The sequence below is a fragment of the Azospira oryzae genome, from assembly GCF_004217225.1.
GTDB lineage: Bacteria > Pseudomonadota > Gammaproteobacteria > Burkholderiales > Rhodocyclaceae > Azospira > Azospira oryzae.
This window is the reverse complement of the sequence record NZ_SHKM01000001.1, coordinates 1,802,824-1,822,160: the sequence shown is the minus strand read 5'-3', so window position 1 is coordinate 1,822,160 and position 19,337 is coordinate 1,802,824. Positions and strand designations below refer to the sequence as shown.

Annotated in this window: 19 protein-coding genes; 15 read left to right on the top strand and 4 right to left on the bottom strand. The window is 68.1% G+C overall.

Annotation, left to right across the window (positions count from 1 at the left end; genetic code table 11):
- Nucleotides 1-124 precede the first annotated feature (124 nt).
- Complete coding sequence (locus EV678_RS08340) at nt 125-1,306, top strand: patatin-like phospholipase family protein (RefSeq protein ID WP_014235254.1); 1,182 nt, start codon at nt 125-127, stop codon at nt 1,304-1,306.
- A 116-nt stretch (nt 1,307-1,422) separates the two neighbouring features.
- Nucleotides 1,423-2,442, top strand: coding sequence for a D-alanyl-D-alanine endopeptidase (gene pbpG, locus EV678_RS08335; protein WP_014235253.1), 1,020 nt, complete (start codon nt 1,423-1,425; stop codon nt 2,440-2,442).
- 82 nt (nt 2,443-2,524) lie between these two features.
- Here pbpG and EV678_RS08330 read toward each other — a convergent pair whose 3' ends face one another.
- Nucleotides 2,525-3,358, bottom strand: coding sequence for an IclR family transcriptional regulator (locus tag EV678_RS08330; protein ID WP_014235252.1), 834 nt, complete (start codon nt 3,356-3,358; stop codon nt 2,525-2,527).
- A gap of 160 nt (nt 3,359-3,518) precedes the next feature.
- Between EV678_RS08330 and EV678_RS08325 the strand changes: the two genes are divergently transcribed.
- The 10 genes from EV678_RS08325 (at nt 3,519) to EV678_RS08280 (ending at nt 13,445) form a co-directional block, all read left to right on the top strand.
- The gene (locus EV678_RS08325) at nt 3,519-4,958 is read left to right on the top strand and encodes a LutB/LldF family L-lactate oxidation iron-sulfur protein (RefSeq protein ID WP_130459150.1); all 1,440 of its coding nucleotides are present in this window, start codon (nt 3,519-3,521) and stop codon (nt 4,956-4,958) included.
- Between the two features lie 108 nt (nt 4,959-5,066).
- Nucleotides 5,067-5,804, top strand: a complete 738-nt coding sequence (locus EV678_RS08320) for an aldehyde dehydrogenase family protein (RefSeq protein WP_014235250.1) — start codon at nt 5,067-5,069, stop codon at nt 5,802-5,804.
- A gap of 4 nt (nt 5,805-5,808) precedes the next feature.
- On the top strand, nt 5,809-6,777 hold the full coding sequence (locus EV678_RS08315; RefSeq protein ID WP_130459149.1) for a D-2-hydroxyacid dehydrogenase: 969 nt from the start codon (nt 5,809-5,811) through the stop codon (nt 6,775-6,777).
- 9 nt (nt 6,778-6,786) lie between these two features.
- Complete coding sequence (locus EV678_RS08310) at nt 6,787-7,443, top strand: LutC/YkgG family protein (protein WP_130459148.1); 657 nt, start codon at nt 6,787-6,789, stop codon at nt 7,441-7,443.
- Nucleotides 7,444-7,447: 4 nt separating this feature from the next.
- Complete coding sequence (dtd, locus tag EV678_RS08305; protein WP_130459147.1) at nt 7,448-7,918, top strand: D-aminoacyl-tRNA deacylase; 471 nt, start codon at nt 7,448-7,450, stop codon at nt 7,916-7,918.
- 106 nt (nt 7,919-8,024) lie between these two features.
- Entirely contained in the window at nt 8,025-9,290 is a 1,266-nt protein-coding gene (gene hemA / locus EV678_RS08300; protein WP_043798505.1) for a glutamyl-tRNA reductase, read from the top strand.
- Nucleotides 9,291-9,351: 61 nt separating this feature from the next.
- A complete protein-coding gene (gene prfA, locus EV678_RS08295; RefSeq protein WP_130459146.1) occupies nt 9,352-10,449 on the top strand; it encodes a peptide chain release factor 1 in 1,098 nt (365 codons plus the stop codon).
- 1 nt (nt 10,450) lies between these two features.
- On the top strand, nt 10,451-11,296 hold the full coding sequence (gene prmC, locus EV678_RS08290; protein WP_130459145.1) for a peptide chain release factor N(5)-glutamine methyltransferase: 846 nt from the start codon (nt 10,451-10,453) through the stop codon (nt 11,294-11,296).
- Nucleotides 11,297-11,327: 31 nt separating this feature from the next.
- Complete coding sequence (gene grxD / locus EV678_RS08285) at nt 11,328-11,648, top strand: Grx4 family monothiol glutaredoxin (RefSeq protein ID WP_014235243.1); 321 nt, start codon at nt 11,328-11,330, stop codon at nt 11,646-11,648.
- A gap of 153 nt (nt 11,649-11,801) precedes the next feature.
- On the top strand, nt 11,802-13,445 hold the full coding sequence (locus EV678_RS08280; protein WP_130459144.1) for a methyl-accepting chemotaxis protein: 1,644 nt from the start codon (nt 11,802-11,804) through the stop codon (nt 13,443-13,445).
- Nucleotides 13,446-13,487: 42 nt separating this feature from the next.
- Here the strand turns inward: EV678_RS08280 and EV678_RS08275 are convergent, their stop codons facing one another.
- On the bottom strand, nt 13,488-13,847 hold the full coding sequence (locus EV678_RS08275) for a carboxymuconolactone decarboxylase family protein (protein WP_014235241.1): 360 nt from the start codon (nt 13,845-13,847) through the stop codon (nt 13,488-13,490).
- A gap of 116 nt (nt 13,848-13,963) precedes the next feature.
- On the opposite strand from EV678_RS08275, the gene EV678_RS08270 reads away from it, so the two are divergent.
- The 3 genes from EV678_RS08270 to EV678_RS08260 all read left to right on the top strand — a co-directional run bounded on the left by EV678_RS08270 (nt 13,964) and on the right by EV678_RS08260 (nt 16,378).
- Nucleotides 13,964-14,458: a hypothetical protein gene (locus EV678_RS08270; protein ID WP_130459143.1), complete on the top strand. Its 495-nt coding sequence runs from the start codon at nt 13,964-13,966 to the stop codon at nt 14,456-14,458.
- Between the two features lie 203 nt (nt 14,459-14,661).
- Entirely contained in the window at nt 14,662-16,101 is a 1,440-nt protein-coding gene (locus EV678_RS08265) for an ammonium transporter (protein WP_130459142.1), read from the top strand.
- 13 nt (nt 16,102-16,114) lie between these two features.
- Nucleotides 16,115-16,378 carry a hypothetical protein gene (locus tag EV678_RS08260; protein WP_014235238.1) on the top strand — a complete coding sequence of 88 codons (264 nt, stop codon included), beginning with the start codon at nt 16,115-16,117 and terminating at the stop codon, nt 16,376-16,378.
- A 21-nt stretch (nt 16,379-16,399) separates the two neighbouring features.
- Here the strand turns inward: EV678_RS08260 and EV678_RS08255 are convergent, their stop codons facing one another.
- Together EV678_RS08255 and argH are read right to left on the bottom strand one after the other, a co-directional pair.
- Nucleotides 16,400-17,710 carry a protein kinase domain-containing protein gene (locus tag EV678_RS08255; protein WP_207222215.1) on the bottom strand — a complete coding sequence of 437 codons (1,311 nt, stop codon included), beginning with the start codon at nt 17,708-17,710 and terminating at the stop codon, nt 16,400-16,402.
- A 127-nt stretch (nt 17,711-17,837) separates the two neighbouring features.
- Nucleotides 17,838-19,223, bottom strand: a complete 1,386-nt coding sequence (gene argH / locus EV678_RS08250; RefSeq protein ID WP_130459141.1) for an argininosuccinate lyase — start codon at nt 19,221-19,223, stop codon at nt 17,838-17,840.
- Between the last annotated feature and the right edge of the window lie 114 nt (nt 19,224-19,337).

Genomic DNA, 19,337 nt, shown 5'->3' with positions numbered 1-19,337 from the left:
GGGCGTTTTTACGTCTGCCCGCCGGCCCAGGCGGGGCGCCATGCCTGGGCCGGCCATGGCGGCGAGGCCCGTCCCTGCTGCATTGCAACGTGATCCCGCCCGGGGCCCGCCTTACACTGGGATGATGGCCGACTCCCCTTCAAACTCCCCGTCCTCCCTGCCTCCCGGCAGTGCCGGTGCCACCGCCCTCGTCTTGTCCGGCGGCGGCGCCCGGGCCGCCTATCAGGCCGGAGTGCTGCGGGCCATCGCCGAACTGCTGCCCGATGCCCGGCGCAATCCCTTCCCCATCATCTGCGGCACTTCCGCCGGCGCCATCAATGCCGCCGGCCTGGCCTGCGGTGCGGAAAATTTTCGCGGCGCCGTGCAGCGCCTGGTGGGGGTGTGGGAGGCCATGGAGGTCAACCGGGTCTATCGCGGCGACGCCCTCGGCGTCGGCATCGCCGGTGCCCGCTGGCTCTCGGCCCTGGCCTTCGGCTGGCTACTGCGGCGCAATCCCCGCTCCCTGCTCGATAACGGCCCCCTGCGCGAACTGCTGGCCGGGGAGCTGGATTTCCACGGCATCGACCGGGCGGTGGGCAGCGGCGCCCTGCAGGCCCTGTGCATCACCGCCTCCGGCTACAACTCCGGGCAGAGCGTCAGCTTCTACCAGGGCCTGGCCCATATCGACCCCTGGGAGCGGGCCCAGCGGGTCGGCGCCCGGGCCCGCCTGACGGTGGAACACCTGATGGCCTCCTGCGCCATTCCCTTCATCTTCCCGGCGGTGAAGCTCAACCGGGAGTGGTTCGGCGACGGCTCCATGCGCCAGCTGGCGCCCATCGCCCCGGCCATCCACCTGGGGGCCGAACGCATCCTGGTAGTGGCCGCCGGCCGCCTGGGCCAGGAGCGCCAGGCCCGGGGCGGCGGCGAAGGCTACCCGTCCCTGGCCCAGGTGGCGGGCCACGCCCTGTCCTCCATTTTCCTCGACGGCCTGGCGGTGGATATCGAACGCCTGACCCGCATCAACCGCACCCTCTCGGTCATCCCGCCGGAAGTGCGGCAGGCCTCGGGCCTGGCCCTGCGGCCGATCCAGACCCTGGTGCTGTCGCCCTCGGAGCGGCTCGACCACCTGGCGGCGCGCCACGCCCGCAGCCTGCCCTGGCCGGTGAAAACCCTGCTTTCCGGCATCGGTGCCCTGCGCCGCAATGGCGGCGCCCTCACCAGCTACCTCCTGTTTCAGGCCGATTACACCCAGGCCCTGATGGATCTGGGCTACCGGGACACCCTGGCCCGGGGCGACGAGGTGCGGGCCTTCCTTGACCTGGGTTGAAACCTGTTGAATTGCTTAAGGAAACTGTGCCATCTCATTATTTTTCTTGAAGTATTAAGAACTCTGATTAAACTGACGTAAAATCCCTGTAACCCGACACCTCGCAGGAGAAATAAATGCGGAAGACGTTCATTCCCGCATTGCTGCTGGGTCTGGCAGCTGTTGCCGTGGCCGTTCCGCCGGCCGCCGAAGCCTCCCAGTCCAAGGCACGCAAGACTTCAAAATCCGCCCCCGCCGCCAAGGCCGCCAAGCCGGTCAAGGCCTCGACGAGCAAGCCGGCCACCGCCAGCAAGCCCAAAGTGATTTCCCAGAACGTGCGCAACTCCAATGTGCGCCGTGCTTCCGCCGTTCCCGCCGACTTCGGCGAAGCCCAGCGCCTGGCCGTCCAGTCCAGCGCCGCCCTGGTTCTGGACCAGGGCAACGGCGAAGTGATCTACCAGAAGAACGCCTCCGCCGTGGTGCCCATCGCTTCCATCACCAAGCTGATGACCGCCATGGTGGTGCTGGATTCCCAGCCCAACCTGTCGGCTCCGGTGACCATCGGCGAAGAGGACATCGACACCCTCAAGGGCAGCCGCTCCCGCCTTTCCGTCGGCACCGTGCTGACCCGGGAACACGCCCTGCTGCTGGCCCTCATGTCTTCCGAGAACCGGGCCGCCCACACCCTGGCGCGGCATTATCCCGGCGGCCTGCATGCCTTCGTCGAAGCCATGAACCGCAAGGCCCGCTCCCTGGGCATGATGGACACCCACTTCCAGGATCCCACCGGCCTCACCAGCAACAACGTGTCCACCGCCAACGATCTGGCCAAGATGGTGGCCGCGGCCCATACCTACCCCCTGATCCGGGAGTTCTCCACCACCTCCGGCGCCATGGTGGAAACCAATGGTCGCCTGCTGGAGTACCACAACACCAACGCCCTGGTGAAGAGCACCACCTGGGATATCGGCCTGTCCAAGACCGGCTACATCCAGGAAGCGGGCAAGTGCCTGGTGATGCAGGCCCGGGTGGCCGAGCGCCCGGTGGTCATCGTGCTGCTGGATTCCGCCGGCAAGATGACCCGCATCGGCGACGCCAACCGCATCAAGCGCTGGATGGAAAGCGCCTCCCTCGGTCGCCGAACCAGCCGCGCCTGAGTTTTCGGCACCCAGCAAAAAGGCCGCGCATTGCGCGGCCTTTTTCTTTTGCCGGGGCCGGGCGCTGTCGCCCGCCACCCGCCTATTTGCGCGGCTTGCTGTAGCCCAGGGCCTGGGAGATTTCGTCGGCGGTGCGCCGCACCTGGTCCACCCAGTCCGGATTGTGGCGGTCGGTGGGGGCGGAGACGGAGAGGCAGGCCACCAGATGGCCCTCGTCGTCGTGGATGGGGGCGGCAACGCACTTCAGGCCGATTTCCGCTTCCTCGTTGTCGAAGGCGATGCCGTGGCGGCGGATCTTGTCCAGTTCCTTTTCCAGGGCGGCCATGGTGGTCAGGGAGTGGGGCGTCTTGCCTGGCAGGCCGGTGCGCTTGGCGTATTCCTTCACCTCCTGGGCGCCGGCCTCGGCCAGGAACAGCTTGCCGACGGAGGTCAGGTGCAGGGGGGCGCTGCCGCCCACCAGGTACACCACCCGCACCAGGGAGCGGCCGCTGGAGGTGCGTTCGATATAGACGATCTCGTCGTCCCGGCGCACGCCCAGGTTGATGGCCTCGCCGATGGTTTCGTGCAGGGTCTGCATGAAGGGCAGGGCCACTTCCCGCAGATTGATGCGGGACTTGACCAGGTTGCCCAGCTCCAGCAGGCGGATGCCGAGGCGGTAGGTGCCCTGGTCGTGGCGCTCGACGAAGCGGGCGTGGGTCATGGCCGCCAGGATGCGGTGGGCGGTGGAGGGATGGAGCTGGGTGGCCTGGGCCAGCTGCTTGAGGCTGGCCGGGTCCGGCTGGGCGGACAGGGCGTCGAGCAGGGACATCATGCGCTCGATCACCTGGATGGAACTGCGGCTTTCCGGCTTCTCGCCGGCCGTCTTGGCGGCAGCCCGGGGGCTGGCCTTGCCTGCACTGCTTGCACTCTCTGCCATGTTCTCTCGGTCGCTTTCTTTATCGCATCCCTGGGTTTGTTCCCGGGAGCACTATAATTCGGCTTTCGCAGCCGTGACGGGCAATTTTCGCATTATGGAATTGTGCGTCGCAATATATTTTTGACTTTTTTCTTGCCCTTCCCTGCATAAGGCTCTTCTCGTGGAAGTTAAGTCCCTCCAATTTCGCGCCCGGGCGGCTGAGCGCCTGGCCGATCCGGCCCTCCAGTCCAAGCTGGGCGGCGCCAAGCAACTCTTCGTCGGCGGCCGGGCCCGGGTGGTGGCCGAATTCGACAGCGTCGGCCAGGCCGGCGACTTCGAAACCCTGCGCGGCATCGGTGCCGAGATCCGGGATACGGCCCTGACGGACCTGGATGCCTGGCTCGAGGCCTTCGAGGCCAAAGCCACCGCCACCGGCGCCACCGTGCTGTGGGCCCGGGACGGCCGGGAGGCGCAGCAGCTGATCGTGGACATCGCCAAGCGCCACGGGGTGAAGAAGGTCATCAAGTCCAAGTCCATGCTGTCCGAGGAGGCCGGCCTCAACGAGGGCCTGGAGGCCGCCGGGGTGCAGTCGGTGGAAACGGACCTGGGCGAGTACATCCTGCAGCTGGCCAAGGAACCGCCCTCCCACATCCTGGCGCCGGCCATCCACAAGAACAAGGAAGAGGTGGACGAACTGTTCGCCCGCTGCCACGGCCGCCCGGTGACGCCGGAAGGCCAGATCGACATCCCGGCCCTGACCCGGGAAGCCCGGGTGGCCCTGCGGGAACACTTCCTCTCCGCCGAGATGGGTATCACCGGCGGCAATTTCCTGGTGGCCGAAACCGGTTCCGTGGCCCTGGTCACCAACGAAGGCAACGGCCGCATGGTGACGACCCTGCCCCGGGTCCATGTGGCGGTGGTTGGCATCGAAAAGGTCATTCCCACCCTGGAAGACCTCTCCGCCCTGCTGCGCCTGCTGACCCGCTCCGCCACCGGCCAGACCATCTCCAACTATGTCTCCCTGCTCACCGGCCCCCGGGCCGAGGGCGCGGTGGAAGGCCCCGAGCACATGTACTTCGTGCTCATGGACAACGGCCGCGCCGGCCTGGTGGGCGGCGATTTCCAGGAGATGCTGCGCTGCATCCGCTGCGGCGCCTGCATGAACCACTGTCCGGTGTACCAGAGCATCGGCGGCCACGCCTACGGCTGGGTCTATCCGGGCCCAATGGGCTCGGTCCTGACGCCCCTCTACACCGGCCTGGAACAGGCGCCGGACCTGCCCCAGGCGGCCACCCTGTGCGGCCAGTGCAGCATCGTCTGCCCGGTGAAGATTCCCCTGCCCGAACTGCTGCGCAAGCTGCGGGAAAAGCAGATGGAAACGGAACTGCGCCCCTGGCAGGAACGCTGGGCCCTGCGCACCTGGGGCTTCTTCGCCGCCCGGCCGCGCCTGTACGCCCTGGCCGCCGGCCTCGGCGCCCGGGCCCTGAAGCTGCTGGCCGGCGGCAAGGCCTCCATCCGCACCCTGCCCGGCGTGCCCGAATGGAGCCGGGGACGGGATTTCCCGGCGCCCCAGGGCAAGACCTTCCGCGAGCTGTACGCCGCCCGCCGCCCGCAGGATTGAGCCGAACACCCGGCGCCGGCCAGGATTGAAGCGGATCAAGGTATTGACCGCCGATCCCGCCTACGCTCCGGGGCCAGACGAATTTTCAAATTATTGAGGACAGCCACCATGATGCTCACCCCCAACGAAGCCCCGGCCCTGCCCCTGTGGATCGGCGGCCGCGCCTACCTGACCATGGCTCCCGTGTTCCGCGACATCCAGAACGCCGCCGGCGAAGTGCTGCGCAAGGTGCCCCTGTGCGGCGCCGACGAGGTGGCGACGGCGGTGGACAACGCCCGCCTGGCCCTGCCCACCTGGTCCGCCGCCGACGTGGAAACCCGCCGCGGCTGCCTCAAGAGCGTGGCCGACAGCCTGGACCGCTACGCCGGCCATTTCGCCAAGCTGCTGGTGGAAGAGACCGGTTGCGACCAGGGCGTGGCCCAGGCCGAAGTGGCTGCCACCATCGCCTGCCTGCGCCAGATGCCGGCGCCCCACGGCCAGCCCCGCCTGGTGGCCGGCCTCAGCGACAACGTGGCGCCCCTGCTGGCCCCCGCCGCCCTGGCCGCCTCGGCCCTGGCCGCCGGCGCCGTGGTGGTGCTCAAGCCCAGTCCCCTGGCCCCGTCCTGTGCCCTGGCCCTGGCCGAGCTGTTCACCCGGGCCGGCGTGCCTGACGGCGCCTGCAACCTGGTCCAGGGCGACGAAGCGGTGCTCAAGGCCCTGGCCGAGCATCCGGGTGTGGACCTGCTGGCCTTTGCCGGCGCCGCCGAACTGGCGGAAAAAATCCAGTCCCTGATCGGTGCCCGCACCCTGGTGGCCCTGGCTCCGGCCGCCGTCACCGGCACCCTGCAGGCCGCCCTGCAGGACTGAACCCATGCACCGCATCGTCTATCTGGAGCGGGAATCCATCCGTGCCGAGGTGCGGCGCCCCGCCTTCGCCCACGAGTGGACCGAGTACGCCCGCACCACGGCGGCGCAGCTGGAAGAGCGCCTGGCCGGGGCCAGCATCGCCATCGTCAACAAGCTGCCCATCAGCGGCGCCCTGATGGCCCGGCTGCCCCAGTTGAAAATGGTGGCGGTGGCCGCCACCGGCACCAACAACGTGGATCTGGAGGCGGCCCGGCGACAGGGCATCGTCGTCAGCAACATCCAGGGCTATGCGGTGCACACCGTGCCCGAGCACGTCTTTTCCCTGCTCCTGGCCCTCTCCCGCAACCTCCTGGCCTACCGCCAGAGCGTGGCCGAAGGACGCTGGCAGCGTGCCGAACAGTTCTGCTTCTTCGACCATCCCATCCGGGACCTGCACGGCGCCACCCTGGGGGTGGTCGGCGGTGGCAGCCTGGGTCAGGGCGTGGTGCGTCTGGCCCAGGCCTTCGGCATGAAGGTGCTGCAGGCCGAACGGAAGGGGGCTGCCATGGTGCGTCCCGGTTACACCGCGTTCGCGACCGTGCTGGCCGAAGCCGATGCCCTCAGCCTGCACTGCCCGTTGACGGCCGAGACCCGCCACCTGATCGGGGCGGCGGAGCTCCAGGCGATGAAGCCCTCGGCCCTGCTCATCAACACCGCCCGCGGCGGCCTGGTGGACGAGGCCGCCCTGGCCCGGGCCCTGCGGGAGGGCTGGATCGCCGGCGCCGGTTTCGACGTGCTCACCGCGGAACCGCCGACGGACGACCACCCCCTGCTGTCCCCGGACCTGCTGGCTGCCCCCAATTTCCTGCTGACGCCCCACGTGGCCTGGGCCAGCGCCCCGGCCATGCAGGCCCTGGCCGACCAGCTGATCGACAACCTTGAAGCCTTCGCCCGGGGAGCCATGACTCCCGGTGCGGCGAACCGCGTCGCCTAAGGAGTTTCCATGTCCGCCCGCAACGACATTCTCAACCGCGTGCGCCTGCGCCTCGGCGCCGACGAGGCCGCAGCCCGCAAGCAGCGGGTCGCCGCCGTCCTGGCCGCCCGCCCCGGCCAGCGCCAGGGCCCCCGGCCGACGGAGCGCGCCGATCTGCTGGGCGAGTTCCGCCGCCGCGCCGAAGCCCTGGCCAGCACGGTGGACGTGGTCTCCGGCTGGGCCGACGCCCCGGCTGCCCTGGCCCGCTACCTGGCGGCCCAGAATCTGCCGCGCCAGGGCGTGGCCTGGCCCGCCCTGGCCCATCTGGATTGGGCCGCAGCCGGCCTGGAGATCAGGATCGGCGCGGCCCGCGGCGATGACCGCCTGGGCCTCACCACCTGCTACTGCGCCATCGCCGAAACCGGCACCCTGATGCTGCTGGGCGAGGTGGACAACCACGGCGTCACCAGCCTGCTGCCGGAAACCCACGTCGCCCTGGTGCCGGCCTCCAGCCTGGTGTGGGGCATGGAGGAGGGCTGGGCCCGCCTGCGCGCCGAGCGGGGAGCGCCGCCCCGGGCCGTCAATTTCGTTTCCGGCCCGTCCCGCACCGGCGACATCGAACAGACCCTGGTGCTGGGCGCCCACGGCCCCTACCGGGTGCACCTGATCCTGCTGCAGGACGCCTGAGCCCATGCGGGTGGTGCTGCAACGGGTGAGCCGGGCCGCGGTGCGGGTGGAGGGGCAGGTGGTGGGCCAGATCGGCCCCGGCCTGCTGCTGCTGGTGGGTATCGAGACGGCCGACGCGGCCGAGCCGGAGGCCACCGCCGCCGGCATGGAGTGGCTGGTGGGCAAGCTGTTGCGCCTGCGCATCTTTGCCGACGCCGAGGGCGTCATGAACCGCAGCCTGGAGGAGGTGGGGGGCGAGGTGCTGGCGGTGAGCCAGTTCACCCTGTTCGCCTCGACGCGCAAGGGCAACCGGCCCTCCTGGAGCCGGGCGGCGGGTCCCCAGGCGGCCGAGCCCCTCTTCGACCGCTTTGTCGCCCTGCTGCAGGAACGCCTGGGGCGGCCGGTGGCCACCGGCGTCTTCGGCGCCGACATGGCGGTGAGCCTGGACAACGACGGCCCCGTGACCCTGGTGCTGGACAGCCGCCAGCCGGAGTGAGCATGACAGACGGGAATCGGCTCCGCTCTTGATGTTCATCAGAAAAGCCCCCTCCGGGGCCGGTGTTATAATCCGCTCCAGATTTTCTTCAGCCCCCTCCATGTCCCTGGCCCTTTTCACTCTCGGTATCAACCATCACTCGGCGCCCGTCTCCGTGCGCGAGCAGGTGGCGTTTCACGCCGAAACCCTGAGCGAGGCCCTGGCCGGGCTGGTGCGGGCCAAGCCGGTGAAGGAGGCGGCGATCCTCTCCACCTGCAACCGCACCGAGCTGTACTGCGCCACGGAGACGCCGGAAGCCGCCGCCGACTGGCTGGCCGAATACCATCGCCTGCCCCGCAGCACCATCCAGCCCTACCTGTACACCCTGCCCCAGCCCGAGGCCGTGCGCCATGCCTTCCGCGTCGCCTCCGGCCTGGACTCCATGGTCATCGGCGAACCCCAGATCCTGGGGCAGATGAAGGATGCGGTGCGGGTGGCGGAAGAGGCGGGCACCCTGGGCACCATGCTCAACAAGCTGTTCCAGCGCTCCTTCGCCGTGGCCAAGGAAGTGCGCAGCACCACCGCCATCGGCGCCAACATCGTCTCCATGGCCGCCGCCGGCGTGCATCTGGCCGAGCGCATCTTCGAATCCGTGGCCGACCAGCGCATTCTCTTCATCGGCGCCGGCGAAATGATCGAGCTGTGCGCCACCCACTTCGCGGCCCAGAAGCCCAAGCAGGTGACCATCGCCAACCGCACCGTGGAGCGGGGCCAGGCCCTGGCCGACCGGCTGGCGGCGGACGGCATCCCCACCACCGCCATCCGCCTCGATGCCCTGGCCGAGCATCTGCCCCAGTACGACATCGTCGTCTCCTGCACCGCCAGCCCCCTGCCCATCATCGGCCTGGGCATGATGGAGCGCACCGTCAAGGCGCGCCGCCACAAGCCCGTGTTCATGGTGGACCTGGCCGTGCCCCGGGACATCGAATCCGAGGTGGGGGAACTGGACGACGTCTTCCTGTACACCGTGGACGATCTGGCCCAGGTGGTGGAAGCGGGCCTGGAGTCCCGCCAGGCCGCCGTGGTGGAGGCCGAATCCATCATCACCACCCAGGTGGGCCAGTTCCTGCACTGGCTGGACACCCGGGACAGCGTGCCGGTGATCCGCGCCCTGCGCGACTCCGCCGAGCGCATGCGGCGCCACGAGATGGAACATGCCCTGAAGCTCCTGGCCAAGGGCGAGAATCCGGAAAAGGTGCTGGAAGCCCTGTCCCAGCGCCTCACCAACAAGTTCCTGCACGCCCCCACCCAGGTCCTCGGCCAGGCCGGGGAGGAGCGGGGCGAACTGCAGCACCTCATCACCCGTCTCTTCCACCTGCATCACGGCGAGTAGGGCCCGCGGGCGCCCGGCGCCCGTCCCCATGCCGTGGGTGGCTGTCGCCTACTGATTGCCCATGAAACCCAGCATCCGCGAAAAGCTCGACCAACTGACCCGCCGCCTCGAAGAGGTGGATGCCCTGCTCTCCAGCGAGGAAGCGGCCAAGGACATGGACCAGTTCCGCAAGCTGTCCAAGGAGCGGGCCGAGCTGGAGCCGGTGGTGAGCCTCTATGGCGCCTTCCGCCAGGCCGAGGCCGATCTGGCCGCAGCCCAGGAAATGCTGGCCGATCCGGACATGAAGGAACTGGCGGAAGAGGAAGTGGAAGCCGCCAAGGCCCGCCTGCCGGAACTGGAACTGGACCTGCAGAAGCTGCTGCTGCCGCGGGACCCCAACGACGAGCGCAACATCTTCCTGGAAATCCGCGCCGGCACCGGCGGCGACGAATCGGCCCTGTTCGCCGCCGACCTCTTCCGCATGTACAGCCGCTACGCCGAGCGCCAGCGCTGGCAGGTGGAAGTGGTCTCCGCCAACGAGTCGGACCTGGGGGGCTACAAGGAAGTGATCGTGCGCATTGCCGGCAATAGCGCCGGCCTCGGCGCCTATTCCAAGCTCAAGTTCGAATCCGGCGGCCATCGGGTGCAGCGGGTGCCGGCCACCGAAACCCAGGGCCGCATCCATACCTCCGCCTGTACCGTGGCGGTGATGCCCGAGGTGGACGAGGTGGCCGACGTGGAACTGAATCCGGCGGACCTGCGCATCGACACCTACCGGGCCTCCGGCGCCGGCGGCCAGCACATCAACAAGACCGACTCCGCCGTGCGCGTCACCCACCTGCCCACCGGCATCGTCGCCGAGTGCCAGGATGGCCGCTCCCAGCACGCCAACAAGGCCTCGGCCCTGAAAGTGCTGGCGGCCCGCATCAAGGACGTGCAGGTGCGCGAGCAGCAGGCCAAGGAGGCCGCCACGCGCAAGAGCCTGGTGGGCTCCGGCGACCGTTCCGAGCGCATCCGCACCTACAACTTCCCCCAGGGGCGCATCACCGACCACCGCATCAACCTTACCCTGTACAAGATCGACCAGATCATGGACGGGGACCTGGAAGAACTGACCGGCGCCCTCCTGGCCGAACACCAGGCCGAACAGCTGGCCGCCCTGGCCGAAGAACAGGGCTGAGATGGTGGCCGCGAGTGGCAGCGCCGGCCTCACCCGGCGCCAGGCGGTGGATCAGGTGCGGCGCCGCATCGCCCCCCTGGATGCGCGGTTGCTGCTGCAGCATTGCCTGGGCATCAGCCACGTGGAATTCCTCACCCGCCCCGACGAGCCCCTGGCTGCCGCCGATTCCGAGGCCTTCATGGCCCTGGTCATGCGCCGGGAGCGGGGCGAACCCCTGGCCTACCTCACCGGCGAGCGGGAGTTTTTCAGCCGCAGCTTCAAGGTGACGCCCGACGTGCTGATCCCACGGCCCGACACCGAACTGCTGGTGCTGCAGGCCTTGGAACGCCTCAAGCCCCTGGCCTGGCCCCGGGTGGCGGACCTGGGCACGGGCAGCGGTGCCATCGCCGTCAGCATTGCCTGCGAGTGGCCCGAGGCCAAGGTGACGGCGGTGGATGTGTCCCCCGCCGCCCTGGCAGTGGCCCGGGAGAATGCCGAGCGTCTCGGTGCCCGGGTCGAGTTCCGCCACAGCGACTGGTTCGCCGGCCTGGCGGGGGAACAGTTCGAACTGATCGTCTCCAACCCGCCCTATGTGGCGGCCCAGGACCCGCACCTCTCCCAGAACGGCCTGCCCTTCGAGCCCAACGGGGCCCTCACCGACGGCGGCGACGGACTTTCCTGTCTGCGCGCCATCATCGAGGGGGCGCCCGCCCACCTGGTGCCCGGTGGCTGGCTGCTGCTGGAACACGGCTACGACCAGGCGGAAAAAGTCCGCGAACTTCTCGGCGCCGGCGGGTTCAAAGAGGTCACTTCCTGGCGCGACCTGGCCGGCATCGAGCGGGTCAGCGGCGGCAGGCTGCCAGATTAACCAACCGATTCAACGACTGGAGTTTAGAAGCGTGGATGCACAACAAGTGATCAAGGAACAGGTGACCGGCAATCCGGTGGTGCTGTACATGAAGGGCACCCCCCAGTTCCCCCAGTGCGGCTTTTCCGCCACCGCCGTGCAGATTCTCAAGGCCTGCGGCGTGAACCAGTTCTACAGCGTGAACGTGCTGGAGAACCCGGAAATCCGCCAGGGCATCAAGGATTACGCCAACTGGCCGACCATCCCCCAGCTCTACATCAAGGGCGAGTTCGTCGGCGGCTGCGACATCATGCGCGAGATGTTCCAGGCCGGCGAACTGCAGCAGATGCTGGAAGGCGTGGCCCAGGCCTGAGCCTGTTCCGCTCCGTTCCCCGCAACGCCGCGCTCCGCAAGGAGGGCGGCGTTTTCATTGGTGCCGCCTTTAGTGCCCGGAATTGATCTGGGTTATGTTTTTGTGTTATTCCAAAGTGCTAAATGGGCCCTTCCAAAAATAGGAGGGGACAACATGGCACGCAAGCTGACGGTGGGAGGGCGGCTGGCCCTGGGCTTCGGGATCTTTTCCCTGATCCTGACGGCCGCGGTCCTGGTGGCGCTGCAGGCCCTGGCCCGGGTGAACGAGCAGGTGGAGAAGATGGCCGCCAAGGACTGGCAGAAGGTGGAGATGGCCAAGGACATTGCCTACGCTGCCAACGATGTGGCTCGCACCATGTTCTCCCTGTTCCACGATACCTCCCGCCTGGCCGAGCAGAAACAGAAAATCGTCGGCTACCGGGACATGGTGAACCAGCGCCTGGATATCCTGGAAAAGCTGCTCTACCGCCCCAAGGGCAAGCAGCTGGTGGCCGACCTGAAGACCAAGCGCCTGGCCTTTGCCGGCACCTATCCGAAGGTCCTGGAACTGCTGGAAGCCGGGCGGCGGGAAGAGGCCAGCCGCCTCTTCGCCAGCGAGGGCATGCCCCAGCTGGAAGCCTACGTGCAGGCCGTGGATGCCTTCGTCGCCTTCCAGGGCGAGCTGTTCGAGGAATCCGCCGTCACGGCCCGGGAGGTCTATGCCCAGGCCCGCAACCTGATGCTGGTCTTCCTGGCGGCCGCCATCGTCCTGGCCACGGCCCTGGCGTTGTGGATCATCCGCAGCGTCACCCGACCCCTGGGGGGCGAGCCGGAGGAGGCCAAGGCCCTGGTGCAGCGCCTGGCCGAGGGCGACCTCAGCGCCGACCTGCGCTTGCATCCCCAGGACCGGGGCGACAGCCTGATGGCCGCCCTGGCCACCATGCGCAACAGCCTGCGGGCCATGGTGGGCGAGATCCAGGGCAATGCGGGGGAGGTGTCCGAGGCGGCGCGGGACCTGTCGGTGAATTCGGTGCAGCTGGCCCAGAGCTCGGCGACCCAGAGCGAAGCCACGGCTGCCATGGCGGCGGCGGTGGAACAGGTGACGGTCAGCATCGCCCAGGTCAGCGACAGCGCCAGCCATACCCATGCCATTTCCGACAGCACCGGCCAGCTTTCCGGCGACGGCCACGACGTCATTCTGCGTACCGTGGCGGAGATGCAGGCCGTGGCGGTGGCGGTGGGCGGCGCGGCCCGCTCCATCGAGGCCATGGGCAGCCGCTCCGAGCAGATTTCCAGCGTGGTCCAGGTGATCCGCATGGTGGCCGAGCAGACCAATCTGCTGGCCCTCAATGCGGCCATCGAGGCAGCCCGGGCCGGGGAGGCAGGGCGGGGCTTCGCCGTGGTGGCGGACGAGGTGCGCAAGCTGGCGGAACGGACCGCCCTGGCCACCACGGAAATCAGCGACATGATCGCCGGCGTCCAGGATGCCGCCCGGGAGGCGGTGGACGCCATGGGCGGGGCCACGGCCCGGGTCGAGCAGGGCGTCGCCATGGCCGAGCAGGCCAGCGACTCCATGCAGGCCATCCGCAGCAGTTCCCAGGAAGTGGTGGCGGCGGTCAATACCATCGCCGACGCCCTGCGGGAGCAGAAGCATGCCGGCGGCGACATTTCCGCCAATGTGGAAAAGGTGGCCCAGATGGTGGAGGAAAACAGCGCCGCCACCCACGAAGCGGCCGATACGGCGCGGCGCCTGGAAGCCCTGGCCCAGGCCCTGCACCAGACCTTGCGGCGCTTCCGCCTGGAAGCGCACTCCGCCTAGGCCTGAGTGCCGTCCGAGGCGGCCGGAAGCGCCCCCGGAGGCTCAGGCGGCGGGTTGCAGCTTGGCCGTCAGTTCCTCGTAGGCCCGTACCGCCTCGGCGGCATACATCAGGGTGGGGCCGCCGCCCATGTAGGCACAGATGCCCAGGGTTTCCATCAGCTGTTCCTTGGTCACGCCGAGGCGGATCAGGGCCTTCACATGGAAGCCGATGCAGGCGTCGCAGCGGCTGGCGACGCCGATGGCCAGGGCGATCAGCTCCTTGTGCAGCTCGTCGATGGCCCCGCCCTGGAGGGCGCCCTTGGCCATGGCGTTGAAGCCCTGCATGGTGTCCGGGATTTCCTTGCGCAGGGTGGCGAGAGCCTTGGAAACGTCGCCGGTGATGGTGGTGAAGGACTTGCTCATGGCTGCTCCTGATATATGAGGTTTTTCTGATATTCCAAGTATGGGGAGGGCCGGGCGCCCTGTATGTGACCTGGGTCACCTTGCCCTGTCCGGCCGACTGGTTCATGCTTCGATTCATGCGTCCAATCCTCCTCATCCTTCTGCTGCCCCTGTTGCTGGCTGCCTGCGGCGGCCAGCCCCTGCGCCCCGGCGAGACCTCCCGCGATCAGGTGGTGGCCGCCTGGGGGGCGCCCACCGTGCGCTTCCCCGAGGCCGACGGCGGCGAGCGCCTGCTCTACGCCACCGCCCCCCTGGGTTTCGTCACCCGGGTGCTGGTCTTCGCTCCGGACGGCAAGCTGCGGTCCCTGCACAATGCCCTGGTGGAGGAAGAGTTCGCCAAGGTGCGGGCCGGGGAGGACGGCAAGGAGGAAATCCTGCGCCGCTTCGGACCGCCGGCCTGGGTGCAGTTCTTTGAGTGGCGCAATGAGCTGGTGTGGGAATGGCGCTACTGCGACGTGTGGGCCATGCCGGCCCGCTTCAACGTGCTGTTCGACGGCACCACTGGCATCGTGCGCAGTACCCTGACCGTGCGCGAGGACACCTGGCGCCTGCCCAGCTATTGCAGCCGCTGACGGCAGCCGGGGCGGCTATCCCGGTGCGCCCGCCTGCGGCGCCGCACCAGCCTTGGGCAGCCCCTGTCCCCGGAGTGATTTTGAGGTGGTTGGGTAAGTGTCTGATGCGACGCAATAAATTGTTTTGGCATGGCTGGGTGATTGAATTGGCATAAGGTTTGCAGGAGTGCATCCATTCGAAAAATTAAATGAATGGAGAGCACATGCGACCGCCCGCGTTTTCCCCCCTGTTGACCGTCCTGAGCAAGCTGCCGCCCCTGTTTCTGCTGCGCTGGCTCGTTTCCCTGTCCCTCTTCCTTTCCGTCGGCACGCCGGCCCTGGCCCAGTATTCGGATACCGTGGGCCTGGCGCCCGGGGCCATGATTGCCCAGGCCAGCGAAGTGGCGCCCGCCGAGCCGGCCCCCCCGGCACTGGCCGTGGTGGCGGAGAAGGTGCCCCTGCCGGTCCATGCCGACGGGGCCAACACGGCCTGGATGCTGACCTCCTCGGCCCTGGTGCTGCTCATGACCCTGCCCGGGGTGGCCCTGTTCTACGCCGGCATGGTGCGCAAGAAGAACGTGCTGTCCACCATGACCCAGGTCTTTGCCGTGGCCGCCGTGGTCACCCTGACCTGGATGGCCCTCGGCTACACCCTGGCCCTGCGCCCTGGCAGCGCTTTCGTCGGCGGCATGGACCGGCTGCTGCTGCACGGCCTCAGCCTGGACGGCCTGGCCGGCGTCAGCGAGGCGCCCATCCCGGAAACCGTCTATTTCATGTTCCAGCTGACCTTCGCCATCATCACCACGGCCCTGGTGGTGGGGGCTTTTGCCGAGCGCATGCGCTTTTCCGCCCTGCTGCTGTTTGCCGCCCTATGGTCCCTCGCCGTCTATGCCCCAGTGGCCCACTGGGTGTGGGAGCCGGATGGCTGGCTGGCCCGGATGGGGGTGCTGGATTACGCCGGCGGCACGGTGGTGCACGTCAATGCGGGGGTGGCCGGCCTGGTGGCAGCCATCCTCATCGGCAAGCGCCTGGGCTACGGCAGCGAACCCATGATGCCCCACAGCCTGGCCTTCTCCGTGGTAGGGGCGGCCCTGCTGTGGGTCGGCTGGTTCGGTTTCAACGCCGGTTCGGCCCTGGCGGCCGATTCCCGGGCCGGCATGGCCATGCTGGTGACCCAGGTGGCCTCGGCTGCCGCCGCCATGTCCTGGATGGTGGTGGAGTGGGTGGTACGGGGCCGGCCCAGCGCCCTGGGCATCATTTCCGGCGCCGTCGGCGGCCTGGTGGCGGTGACTCCGGCTTCCGGTTTCGTCGAGCCCAGCGGCGCCTTCTTCATCGGCATTGCCGGCGGCCTCACCTGCTATGTGGGGGCCACGGCCCTGAAGCGGGTCTTCGGCTACGATGACTCCCTCGACGTGTTCGGCATCCACGCCGTGGGCGGCATCGTCGGCGCCCTGATGACCGGCGTCTTCGCCAGTCCGGCCATTGGCGGTGCCCACGGTTCGGTGCTGAAGCAGCTGCTGGGTGTCAGCGCCACCGCCCTCTTCAGCGCCGTGGCCACGGCCGCCGTGCTGGTGGTGGTGAGCCTGCTGGTGGGCCTGCGGGTGGAGGAGGACGAGGAGCGGGACGGCCTCGACATTTCCCAGCACGGCGAGCATCTGGAATGAGGACGCAACGGCCATGAGCAGCGACAGTGAAATATTCGCCCTGATCGGGCGCATCCACGTACTGATGCGGCGCAGCCTCAACCGCATCACCGATGTGGATTACATGAAGGAAAACAAGGAATACGCCCGGGCCATCGTGGCCCTGGCCGAAGGCTCGGGCCAGGAGGAACTGGCCCAGCTGGCGGGCAAACTGCGCCAGGCCATGGCGCTGGACCCGGCCGAGCCTGTGGCTGCGGCCCCGGAGCCCAAGGCCAAGTACCTGTTCACCCTGCGCTAGGGCGGGGCGACCGGAAGGCGCCTAGAAGGCGGCGAGGCGGGCGTTGGCCAGGGCCAGGCGGCTGGCCAGTACTTCCAGGAAGGACTGGTAGAAGTGCATGCGGCAGGTTTCCGACGCCTTGTGCAGGGCTTCGCCCTTGACCGTGACGATCTTGGCCTGGGTCAGGGCCACCACGTCGGCGCCCCGGGTCTTGTGGCCGCCGGCGATGACCGCCATCTCGCCGAAGCAGTCGCCGGCGGTGAGCAGGTTGAGGATCTTGCCGCCCTTGGTCACCTTCAGTTCCCCTTCTGCCAGGAAGCAGAAGAAGTCGCCCTTTTCGCCATCGCGCATGATGACGTCTCCCGGCGTCACCTTGTCCCAACGGGAGAAGCGCAGCACTTCCCAGATCTCCACGTCGGAGAAACCGGCGAAGAAGGGCAGGGCGCGCAGGGTGTCGAACTTCTCCGTGTCGGCGAACTCGTCCTGCCGGGCCTGCAGCTGCTTGTTGCGCACCGCCTGGGCCAGGTCGTGGGCGAATTCCTCCCAGGTGGCGTAGCGGTCGTCCAGGTCCTTGGCCATGGCCTTCTGCACGATGGCCTCCAGGGCCGGCGGCAGGTCGTGGCGCAACTGGCCGGGCGGCGTCGGCGCCAGATGGATGATCTGGTACACCATGTTGTAGTTGGTACTGGCCTGGAAGGGCAGCTGGCCGGTGAGCATCTGGTACATCACCACGCCCAGGGAATAGATGTCGGTGCGGTGGTCCAGGGGCTGTTCCTTGACCTGCTGGGGCGACATGTAGGCCGGGGAGCCGATGCCCGAGACCTGGGTGCGGTCGGTGCCGGCGGTGAGGGCGGCGCCGAAGTCGGAAATCTTGATGTCGCCGGAGAAGCCCCGGGCGTCCGATTCGGCCAGGAGGATGTTGGCCGGCTTGATGTCCCGGTGGGTGATGCCGAGGCGGAAGGCGAAATCCAGGGCCCGGGTGCATTTGAAGATGATCTCCACCACCCGCTCCACCGGCAGCAGCTTGGCTGGGTCGCAGAAATCCTCCAGGGTGCCGCCGGGCACGTACTCCATGACGATGTAGGCCAGGTTCTCCTCCACCACCGCGTCGTAGATCTGCACGATGTGGGGATGGTTGAGCTTGCCGGCGAGGGAGGCTTCGTTGAGGAAGAGGTGGGAGTAGAGCTTGCCCCGTTCCGGGTCCTTGAGGACTTCGGGAAAGGCCAGCTTGACCGCCACGTCGCGGTCGGCGAAGGAATCGTGGGCGAGGAACACGGTGCTGGTGGCACCCCGGCCCAGTTCCCGGATGACGTCGTACTTGCCGATCTTTTCCATGGGACTGTCAGGCTCCATGTTTGTTATTGCAGGCGGCGACAGCTGAAGCGGGATGAGGCAGGTGAGGCGGAATGCGGGCAGGGACTGCTTGCCCCGCTGCTCCGCCGGGGCGGCGGAGCAGCGTTGTGTTGCTATTGTCGCTAGCTTACACCCGGGCCTTGGCCCGGGCGATGGCGGCCTTGACCTGTTCGGGGGCGGTGCCGCCGATGTGGTTGCGGGCGGCCAGGGAGCCTTCGATGGTCAGGCAGGTGGCCACGTCGCTCTGCACCAGGGGGGAGAAGGCCTGCAGCTCGGCCAGGGTGAGGTCGGCCAGGTCCTTGCCCTGGGTCTCGGCAGCCTTGACGGCGGCGCCGACGACTTCGTGGGCTTCGCGGAAGGGCAGGCCCTTCTTCACCAGGTAGTCGGCCAGGTCGGTGGCGGTGGCAAAGCCTTCGGCCAGGGCGCCGCGCATGCGCTCGGGCCGGGCCTCGATGCCGCCCATCATGTCGGCGAAGATGCGCAGGGTGTCGATGACCGTATCGGCGGCGTCGAACAGGGGTTCCTTGTCTTCCTGGTTGTCCTTGTTGTAGGCCAGGGGCTGGCCCTTCATCAGGGTCAGCATGGAGATGAGGCTGCCGTTCACCCGGCCGGTCTTGCCCCGGGCCAGTTCCGGCACGTCCGGGTTCTTCTTCTGGGGCATGATGGAAGAGCCGGTGCAGAAGCGGTCGGCGATCTTGACGTAGCCGAAACGGGGGTTCATCCACAGCACCAGTTCTTCCGAGAGGCGGGAGAAGTGGGTCATCAGCAGGGAGGCGGCGGCACAGAATTCAATGCCGAAGTCCCGGTCGGAAACGGCATCCAGGGAATTTTCGCAGACGCCGTCGAAGCCCAGCTGGGCGGCGACGAATTCCCGGTCGATGGGGTAGGTGGTGCCGGCCAGGGCGGCGGCGCCCAGGGGCAGGCGGTTCACCCGCTTGCGGCAGTCGAGGAAGCGCTCCTTGTCCCGCTGGGTCATCTCGAAGTAGGCCAGCAGATGGTGGCCGAAGGTCACCGGCTGGGCCACCTGCAGGTGGGTGGAGCCGGGCATGGGGGTGGCGGCTTCCTTCTCGGCCAGGACCAGCAGTGCGGTCTGGAAAGCCTTGATCAGTTCGACGATGGTGTCGATGGTGTCGCGCAGCCAGAGGCGGATGTCGGTGGCCACCTGGTCGTTGCGGGAGCGGCCGGTGTGCAGGCGCTTGCCGGCGTCGCCCACCAGGGTGGTGAGGCGCTTTTCGATATTGAGGTGCACGTCCTCCAGGTCCAGGGACCATTCGAACTTGCCGGATTCGATCTCCTCCACGATCTGGGCCATGCCCTTCTCGATGTCGGCCAGGTCGGCGGCGGCGATGATGCCCTGCTTGGCCAGCATGCGGGCGTGGGCCAGGGAGCCGTTGATGTCCTGGCGCCACAGGCGCTGGTCGAAATCGACGGAGGCGGTGTAGCGCTTGACCAGGTCGGACATGGGCTCGGAGAAACGGCCGGCCCAGGTGTAGGAGGAGTTCTGTTGGGTCATGATATGTGGGAAACTTGGGACGAATTTGAGGCAAACCGGAGCAAAGAGGCGCAAAGCTGGAATTTCGCCGCCATTTGCCAGGAAAAGCCGCTGAAAACTGCACGGAAAGCGCAA